We start from the raw sequence: 9,203 nt of genomic DNA, 5'->3' as shown, positions 1-9,203 counted from the left end.
TTATCAAGGATTGCGCCCCCTTGGGGTATAACGCAGCATATGCATGTTTCAGGTCGCGCCCTACGGGGCTTACAGACGAAACCAGGCTCGGTGTTATCATTGCTCAACAGGCAACCAGCCTGCCTGCGCAATGATGCCTTGATCCTGAGCTCGTCTGTAAGCCAGAGGCCGCAAGCAATTAATAGAGGTGCCCTTGCCTTAAAAACCATTTTACTGGGTATACCGCTATTACTGTCAGGTGGCTGTAAAAACTATTTCGTTGATAAACTGGCTTTTTTTCCCGAGAAAGCCAACGATTATCCCGCTCTCATTGTAGCCAATACCGAGGAGTTATGGTTGACCACCCGCGATGATGTACGCATTCACAGTTTTTACCTTAAAAATACTGAGTCTGATCGCGTGGTATTATTTTTTCATGGTAATGCCGGTAATGCCTATAGCCGCTTGACAGACGCCAGCCTGTTACGAGATATGGGATTGAATGTCTTGCTGCTTGATTATCGTGGTTACGGTAAAAGCAACGGTACACCTACCGAGAAAGGGCTTTATCTTGATGCAGACGCAGCCTATCAAGCCGTATTGAAAAATAAAGGGTTTGCGCAAAACAAGATATACCTCTATGGGCGCTCCATTGGTTCTACGGTGGCGGTTGACTTGAGTAGCCGCTACACGGTCGCAGCGACTGTTCTGGTTGCACCGCTGGCATCAGGGCGTGCTATGGCAAAAAAAATGGGCTTTACCTGGTTTGATTGGCTGGTAGAAGGTGTTTTTGATAATCTTGGCAAAGCAAAAGACATCAACTCGCCTGTACTGATTATTCATGGCGGACAAGACCGTGTGGTTCCTCTGGCCCAGGGGCGTGACCTCTACAACGCTATTCATCATCCAGGAAAACAAATGGCTATTGCTGACAACGCAGGGCATAACGATATCAGCGACAGTACAGACATCGATTTTTGGCAGTTAATCGACGATTTTTATAACAATTAGCTGTCAATATCACTTTCGATCAATGGCACTTCCAAGCCTTCTATTTCCTGCAACGCGCGACCAGCAATGCCCTGTAAATCTCCATACATTCCGACAGTCGATTCAATCACACCGTCTATTTGAGACTCGCGTTTTGCCCAAAGACGCGTCATCGTCTTTTTCTCTCGATCCAGATCGGCTTGCATATCCGAGAACTTTTCTACAATTGCTTCAACACGGTGACGGAAACGTGGGCCGGTTAGGTAGTCATATACTAACGCCATTTTAGTTTGCTGACCTTCTTGCGACTGCTTGGAGTGAGCGACTTGGATTAGGGTCTGCCGAAGAGACATTACAAGCGGAAAAGCGTATTTCGGGGCAGTAACCCAAACGTTATCCACATGGCCAAAGCTCTCTATATCCTTTGGTAATGCCTGAGATATAAGAACGGCAATTTCCGCTTTTGCAGTTCGCTGATCACCACGAAGTTTGGCAAGCCAGGAATCACTCCAGTTCTTGGTGCGCTTGGACTCCCATAAGATGGCACCGCAAGGGACTCCCATCTGCGAAACAACTCGCTGGATGACATCACCGCCAAACTCTCCCTTGGCGACTGGCTCAATAGTGTCGAATGGAAACTTTGAACGCAGCGTGTCTTCAAGCTGTAATTCCATTACTTCACCTTGAAGTTGTTGCGATCCTTGCTCTGCTTTACGCTTCAACTCTTCAATTTTGTTCTGCATTGAAGAAATCTGTTCTTCCTTTTCTAATACTTTGAGTTTTAAGCTGTCTTCTGCTTCTTTTTTTGCTTTTTCCCGAACCTCAGCAATTGAAGCCTGAACACGCTTCTCTACAGTTAAATCTAACTCACGTTTTTCATCATCGAGTTCGCGCTGTTTTCGGATTAAATCAGCTTGCGCTTTTTGCGCTTCTTCTAGCTTTGCATTTCGTGTATCAAGAACCTCTTGCAGTTCGCTCAGTTCTTTTTCTTTTAACTCCAGATCAGACGCAACAGCCGTCTTTGCTTTCTTGGCTTCTTCCACTGCAATTGATTTGCGCTCAATAGTTAGTTTTTCTGCAACTTGCTCATGAATGGTTTTTTGTGCATCGGCAACTTCTTTTTGCTGATCGCGTAACATTGCCTCACGTTTAAAAACATCCGCCTCTTTCTCGGTTATCTTTGCTTCATATTCCTTTCGAGTGGCCTGGATAAGCGGCGCGGCCAATGATTCAGTCACTTTGATTTCTGTCGAACAATTTGGGCAAGTAATGGTTGGTTCAATCATGCGCTATCTTCCTGATATAAATGCTTCTGAAAGCCGATGAACGCATCGCGAATAGCCGCCACGTCGCCGAGTTGTTCCTTAGCATCAGCCATAGCTCTATATTTAAGCTTTAACAAATGAGGGAGTTTTTCTTGATCCAATTCACCCACGCCCTCTTGAACATACTGCGATAAAACAAAATCGAGAAATGACTGCAACTTCTCGTCATATTGAGAAAATATTTGTACCTTATGCGTTGCTACCCGTTCTTCCCTCGTCATAGGAGCAAGAGCAAAGGCAATATAAGCAAGCACATCAAACAGATCGCTTTTATCTGCATCAATCATGCGCCTGACCTCAGACATCTGTTGATCGCCATAGCCCTTTTCCGCCAAGCTTGCGATCAATGCCTTACGCGTATCAGGCTGCCCCCATAATGCTCGTAACTCGTATTCATCCTTGAACAATTCGGGCAAATCACCAAACAATCGTGTAATGAATTCCGCCGCCGACATCGGTTTTCCATCTGGACTCCAGAACGTCGTCGCCATCATGTGTTGAATCGTGCGTTCTTTTCCATCTGCAAGTTTGATTTTTACTTTCACTTTGTTTTTGCAAGCGCATGGAATTTCTCCGCATTTTTGACATGGCTCACGCCTACATTCACAAGGTATTTTGCCGCAAACATAGCAAACAGGGGGAGGCTCGCCAATGCAGATACAGGGACTTTTATTACACCGCTGGCATAACTCTGGCTCTAACGGTTCACCATCCCATTCAGGATCATTGAAATGCTCATAAGCCTTTACAAAATCATAAATAGTGAAATAGTCTTTGCCATCAAATAAGCGGGTTCCTCGTCCGACAATCTGTTTAAACTCAATCATGGAATTTACAGGCCGCATCAAAACGATGTTACGGATATTACGAGCATCAACTCCCGTGGATAGTTTTTGTGACGTGGTGAGGATTGTCGGGATAGTTTTTTCATTGTCCTGAAATATTCGGAGGTGCTGCTCACCAATCTCACCGTCATTGGCAGTCACGCGAACGCAATAATTTGGCTCTTTGCTGTCTTTCATCTGATTGATTAAATTTCGCACAGCAAGTGCGTGTGCCTGCGCCGCACAAAATACAAGCGTCTTCTGTCCCTGATCAATCGACTCCATGAATAGCTTTACACGGTACTTTTCACGTTCCTCGATCTCAATGACTCGGTTAAAGTCATCCTCAACGTAGCGCTTCCCTTCTTCTATTTCACCTTCGATCAACTGGTCATCAGACGTATAAACATAATCATCTAATGTCGTGGCAATTTGTTTTACTTTGAAGGGTGTCAGATAGCCGTCATTGATCCCTTCTTTCAGGGAATAGGTGTAGACCGGCTCCCCGAAATAAGCGTAAGTGTCCACGTTACCCTTACGCTTAGGCGTTGCCGTAAGGCCGAGTTGCACCGCAGGTGCGAAATATTCAAGGATAGCGCGCCAGTTACTCTCATCATTTGCACCACCTCTGTGACACTCATCAATCACGATGAAGTCGAAAAAATCAGGTGGATATTCACCAAAACTCGGCGCAGGGTTGCCATCCGCATCACGCCCGCTCATGAAGGTCTGAAAGATGGTAAAAAAGATACTGCCGTTCTTCGGCACACGACCTTTTTTGCGAATGCTTGCAGGATCAATCCTTACCAGTGCATCTTCTTGAAATGCCGAAAATGAATTGTAGGCTTGATCAGCGAGAATATTGCGATCTGCCAAAAATAAAATACGCGGGCGACGGCTTGGCTCGCGGCTTAAATTCCAACGACTATGAAATAATTTCCATGCAAGTTGAAAGGCGATAAAGGTCTTGCCAGTGCCAGTCGCCAGAGTTAACAGAATCCGATCTTGCCCGCTCGATAATGCATTCAGAGATTTATTGATTGCATTGTGCTGGTAATAGCGGGCCTGCCATTGACCGCCCTTATCTTCAAAAGGGATCTCACTAAAACGCTCTCGCCATTCATCTTTTTCGGTGAATATCCGTTCCCACAGTTCATCAGGCGAGGGATAGCGGTCAACATAGCATTCTTCTCCAGTGAGCATATCAATCTGATAGATGCCAACCCCATTGGTCGAATAGGTGAAACGGGTCTGTAACTTTTCAGCGTACTTCTTGGCTTGCCCAACCCCTTCTGTATCGGGCAGGTCACGCCGCTTAGCTTCGATGACCGCGAGCTTTTGCTCTTTATAAAATAGTACATAATCGGCAACATCCTGTTGCGCCCGTTTGCCTGCGCCCTGCAAACGACCCAGCGTAATCACCTCGCGCCGAACCCGGCTGCCATCCACCACACCCCAGCCCGCCTCTTTCAAGGCGGGGTCAATCAGTTCTGCACGGGTTTCAGCTTCGTTCACGGGTTACTCCTCAGCCAGCATATTCATAATCAGGCGAATCATGGTCTCTTTATTGGTCGGATCAGATTCTGCCACCAACAGTGTCAACGCTGCCAGACCAATATCATTTATCACTGGCTCGCCATTATCACCCAACAGACGCGCATTTCGATTAAGGAAGTCCACAAACAGAAAGGCTGCGCTACGTTTATTACCATCGGAAAACGGATGGTTCTTGATCACAAAATAGAGCAGATGAGCCGCCTTGGCTTCTATGGTGGGGTAGGCCGGCTCGCCAAACACCGATTGATCCAGGTTGCCAAGAATCGAGGCCAGTCCATCTTCACGTTCACGGGCGAACAGATCGGTCGCTTCGCCCCGTGCCATCAAGTCCACCTTGAGACGAGCTAGAGCAGCACGCGCATCAGCCACGCGGGGTAATTCACCTCCCGCCTGAGTCTTGGGGTCACTCAGTAAACCTTCGTCATAACGTTGCAACAACAAAAAAGTTTGGGCATAACGGGAGACAATATCGACCAATCCACGGCCACTCTCTAATTGCAATTCGGGGCTTTGGGCTGTTTTGCGTATCAACGCCAACGCTGCTTCCAACTCGCGGGCATTTTTCTCAAAGCGTTGCTTGGAAAGCGTCCAACCTTGGGCCAAGTGTTCACGTAATACATGCGTCGCCCATTGACGAAAATGGGTGCCCTGCCGAGATTTGATGCGATAACCAACCGAAATAATCACATCAAGGTTATAGAAATCCACTGGCCTGTCAGAATTTGCAATATGCATTTTTTGCATAGTGCTTCCTCTCGCCAGCTCTTCTTCCTTGAAAACATTGCCAATATGGCGAGAGATTACCGATTGATCACGTCCAAACAAGCTAACCATCTGCGCCTGACTCAGCCAGACAGTATCATGCGCAGTGTCCAACCTTACCTCGACCGCCTGGCCTTCCTCCTGATAGATAATAATTTCATCGCTCATGTAACAGTACTTTCCTTGGTGATGATTTCAGGCTCTGCCGTTAGTTCGCCGACGAACGTCTTTTTAAGGCGGGGTCGATCAGTTCGGCGCGGGTTTCAGCTTCATTCATTATGCTACTTCTACAACTTGCTTGGGATTATCATTCGCTTCATCTGGCATTTCCTGCCCCTTCATCATATTGTAATGGGCGATATGACCCGACTTTTCAAATATCTTTTTGAAAACGGCAAGGTATGTATCCACCATTGCCGCATCACAACTCACGTAAAGATCATCAAGTGCAAAATGTGATCCGTCATTTACCCAAGAGAACAGCGATCCACAAACCTGCTTTTCCTTGCCTTCGAACATATCGACAATTTTGTCATTGTTGATATTTCCGAGAATTTTGAAATAATTTTCCAAAATTCTTCTTAACGTATTTTGTATGGTCAATATTGAGCGCTTTTCATCTTTTACCTCGTTCCACAGTAATTGATAGGAAGTTTTTACCGGATTATCACTGTGCTTTTCGACTGATGAATATTGTTCAATTTTCTTCACAATCCAAAATGTCTCTTCGCTCATCGCGCCGTCAGTGCGTTTCTGATTGAAAGTGATCTCTTTGTGAAAATAGACATTATGGGTGAGGACAAACACTTGCTTGATATAACCGGTGCCAGAACGGATATCTCCAAACAGACGCTTAATGAGGTTGCTGACAATAAACAAAATATCGCTATCCAGACTTGAAACCGGATCGTCAATGACAACAACACGGTTTTCTGTCATCCCGCTTTCAGACGTACTTCCCTTTAACAAGTGATAGAAATACAGGAACGTCACAAAGGATCGCTCTCCTTCACTGAGCGTTTCTTTTGCCTCAGAACCATCAGGGCGAACAATGCTGTAGTATCCGTCTTTTTGTGATTTCGCGATATTGAAGCCTGTAAAACCAAACGATGATAACAGTGCATTAATTTCATCAACGGTAGGCTGAATACTCGTAATATTCTTTTCTAGCACCCTGATTTCATCGATCTTTATTTTCTTTTCAGCCTTCTTGTCTGCAATCCCTTTACTCAGACTCGAAATTGCTGCTTCGAGTGGAGTCTTTCTGCTGGTATAGCTGTCATAGACTGGCTTTGCTTCCTCAATCACGTATTTCCATATCTGTGAAGTAAGAGTGCGCTTCTCTTGGCCGATGTTATCTACGGTTTTGTTGTGGAGCGCTATTTCTTCGTTTGCACTTTTAATCGCCAGACTTATTTCATCCAGCGTTTCTTTCAGGGACTCTAGTTCAACAACAAGGCTGGCCTCCTTTTTTTTGCGACCTATATGCTGCTTATTCGCACTGATTTTCGTTTCAACAACGCTTTTCTGTGAATCAAGCTTTTCACAATCCAGATATTGGGGCGCGGCATCGACTATGCTTTGTAGACGCTGGACAATAGTAGTGCTATGCGCTTCATAGTTTGTGGCCAGTTGATCAATTGCCCCGAGGTCATTCAAATACGTTTCGTCGAAATACTTATTTAGACTCTCGGCAAACGCTTCATCGGTATCCTGTTGGCAGAATGGGCAGATATCATTATTTTCATCGTAATAAGCGCGCCCTTGTTTTACCCAGTCACTATTGCCCAGCTTTTTGATCATCGCGGCAATATCAACATCATCCTTGCCAATCACTTTCTTTGTCAGAATATCTACCGTTTCAAGATCGACCAGATCGGAATACAGTAGCGGCGGAATAGAGTTCATCTTTTCAAGATTATCTGCAAAGACCGTAGCGCATTTAGTCTTCAATTCTTCCAAAGTCTGTAAATCTGCTTTGTTGCCTTCTACCTCTGCCAACAGCTTGGTTTTGAATTTAGCTTTCTTATCCCTGACGCCCTTGAATGCTTCTTTAAAGCCTTCGTCATATTTTCCTTTTAGTGTCCAGCATTGCCCCTCAAATTCATTTTCCAGAGCCGCCAGTTCTGCTTCTTTTCCTCCGGTTCCATCGTCACCCGCCAAGGTCTTCTTTTTGCCTTGAATATCGGCCTCTAGTTTGTCAGCGTCGGTCTTAGCATCTTCTATCGCTTTCAGATCAGCCTCATTCTTCTCCCCGAGCGTAAAAATTCCTTTTAGCTCCGCGTCCGAGTTAAAATTCTTATCTACGAAATCACGGTTATATACCAATGTTTGGAGTTTGTTGCCGCCGTGCCAAATAACGCTGCATTCAGAGTATTCATCCTCATCGGCGATCACCCTTGAAATTGTCGTTTTTCCAGAACCATTTGAACCATAGAAAAAATTATTGTTAGACAAGCCATCTATGATTTGCTCAGTATCGCCAAAGCTCGCAACCGATTTTATTCTTATGCCTTCAATCATGCCACGGCCTCTTTCTTGGTAGGTATTGCTTCTTTCGTTAATTCCCCAGAAAACGCTTTTTTCAATAATGATTGTTTCAGTTCGGCAAGCGCCGTAAGTTTTTTCCGATAAATTGATTCAAGATTATTTTTATGTTGGAGCAAGTTGTTGAGATGAATTACTACAACGTCTTGCTCAGTTAATTTTTCTGGAAAAGATATAGTAACTTCTCTAATTTCATTTAGGTGCAAATTTGGAACGCCCACTCCTTTTAGGCGTTTATTGAATTGCCTCTTTGCAGAAGGCGAATTTATAAAATGCCAAAGAAAGCGCGGATGAATTAGTTTGGATGGCCGTAACAATGCTAAACTGACATAAATATCAAAAGCTACATCCCTATCAACAATGGCTGCTACACCAGTAGTGCCATTCTTTGCTAACAGAATATCGTTTACTTTAGGAGACAATCTTTTTTGCATGTTAATATGCTGACGTTCATCGAGATACTTTATATTTTCCCAATCTATTAAACCGCTGGTCACATTTTTTGACGATAAGAATATATATCCCTCATCAAAATATTTCGGAGTTTGGTGTGTGCCATCAGTTATCCTCCCTTCGCATATTTCGCTGAGCTTTTTTTCTACCCAACCTTCACCTTTCTGGGTGAAAACAATATTCAAGTGGCTTTCAATTAACTCTCTAGCATTGGCGAGGTTCTTTTGAGTATTGGCAATCGCTTTATCAATCCCCTCAAACGCTTCATCAAGAATGGCGACAATGTGTTTTTGTTCGGGGAGTGGTGGGAGGGGTACCTGATATTCCTCTATAAATTCTTTCGGGACACGTTTATGCCCGACAGCCCCTTTCATTACCCGCTCCCCTGCTTTTCTGAAGCTATTTTGGGATAAGTAATAAAATAGATACTCTGGGTTAATATCTCCTCTCGACCGAAAAACAATGTATTCACTAGAGCCAAATCCAATGCCATTTGTTAAATTTCGGGCTACTCCTAACTTACCGTTCTCAAAGCAAGGAGTGATCTTTGCCAATAACACATCACCATCGGAAAAATATGTATAACTACCCGCAACCGCGCTCAATGGTTTTTCATCATTCAAAGATAAATCTTTTTGCAGTACACCCAAACCATTCATAGGAACAAATGAAACAAGATCGTCGTCAGCAAGCTTTTGTTTGGCCTCCTTTTTAGGGGGTTTAATCTGGCAAACTTCACCCAGCTTTGCAGTTCTCCAACTTTCCC

The 9,203-nt window shown here is 44.6% G+C and carries 5 protein-coding genes and 1 pseudogene; 1 reads left to right on the top strand and 5 read right to left on the bottom strand.

Annotated features, from left to right (window positions below):
- The first annotated feature begins 39 nt into the window (after positions 1-39).
- On the top strand, positions 40-990 hold the full coding sequence (locus JKY90_09920) for an alpha/beta hydrolase (GenBank protein ID MBL4852570.1): 951 nt from the start codon (positions 40-42) through the stop codon (positions 988-990).
- Here JKY90_09920 and JKY90_09915 read toward each other — a convergent pair.
- The 5 genes and pseudogenes from JKY90_09915 to JKY90_09895 all read right to left on the bottom strand — a co-directional run bounded on the left by JKY90_09915 (position 987) and on the right by JKY90_09895 (position 9,180).
- The gene (locus JKY90_09915; GenBank protein ID MBL4852569.1) at positions 987-2,255 is read right to left on the bottom strand and encodes a DUF2130 domain-containing protein; all 1,269 of its coding nucleotides are present in this window, start codon (positions 2,253-2,255) and stop codon (positions 987-989) included. The genes JKY90_09920 and JKY90_09915 overlap by 4 nt on opposite strands.
- Entirely contained in the window at positions 2,252-4,633 is a 2,382-nt protein-coding gene (locus tag JKY90_09910) for a DEAD/DEAH box helicase family protein (GenBank protein MBL4852568.1), read from the bottom strand. Before JKY90_09910 ends, JKY90_09915 begins: the two co-directional genes overlap by 4 nt.
- 3 nt (positions 4,634-4,636) lie before the next feature.
- The gene (locus JKY90_09905; GenBank protein MBL4852567.1) at positions 4,637-5,605 is read right to left on the bottom strand and encodes a virulence protein RhuM/Fic/DOC family protein; all 969 of its coding nucleotides are present in this window, start codon (positions 5,603-5,605) and stop codon (positions 4,637-4,639) included.
- A gap of 108 nt (positions 5,606-5,713) precedes the next feature.
- Entirely contained in the window at positions 5,714-7,960 is a 2,247-nt protein-coding gene (locus tag JKY90_09900) for an AAA family ATPase (GenBank protein ID MBL4852566.1), read from the bottom strand.
- Positions 7,957-9,180: pseudogene (locus JKY90_09895) on the bottom strand (restriction endonuclease subunit S). Before JKY90_09895 ends, JKY90_09900 begins: the two are co-directional and overlap by 4 nt.
- Between the last annotated feature and the right edge of the window lie 23 nt (positions 9,181-9,203).

This window comes from Gammaproteobacteria bacterium, assembly GCA_016765075.1.
Taxonomy (GTDB): domain Bacteria; phylum Pseudomonadota; class Gammaproteobacteria.
The sequence above is the reverse complement of the archived record's forward strand: the minus strand, read 5'-3'. Positions and strand labels throughout refer to the sequence as shown.

Coding starts and splice junctions, on each gene's coding strand:
- JKY90_09920 (MBL4852570.1), top strand. CDS start 40: ATGCATGTTTCAGGTCGCGCCCTACGGGGCTTACAGACGAAACCAGGC.
- JKY90_09915 (MBL4852569.1), bottom strand. CDS start 2,255: ATGATTGAACCAACCATTACTTGCCCAAATTGTTCGACAGAAATCAAA.
- JKY90_09905 (MBL4852567.1), bottom strand. CDS start 5,605: ATGAGCGATGAAATTATTATCTATCAGGAGGAAGGCCAGGCGGTCGAG.
- JKY90_09900 (MBL4852566.1), bottom strand. CDS start 7,960: ATGATTGAAGGCATAAGAATAAAATCGGTTGCGAGCTTTGGCGATACT.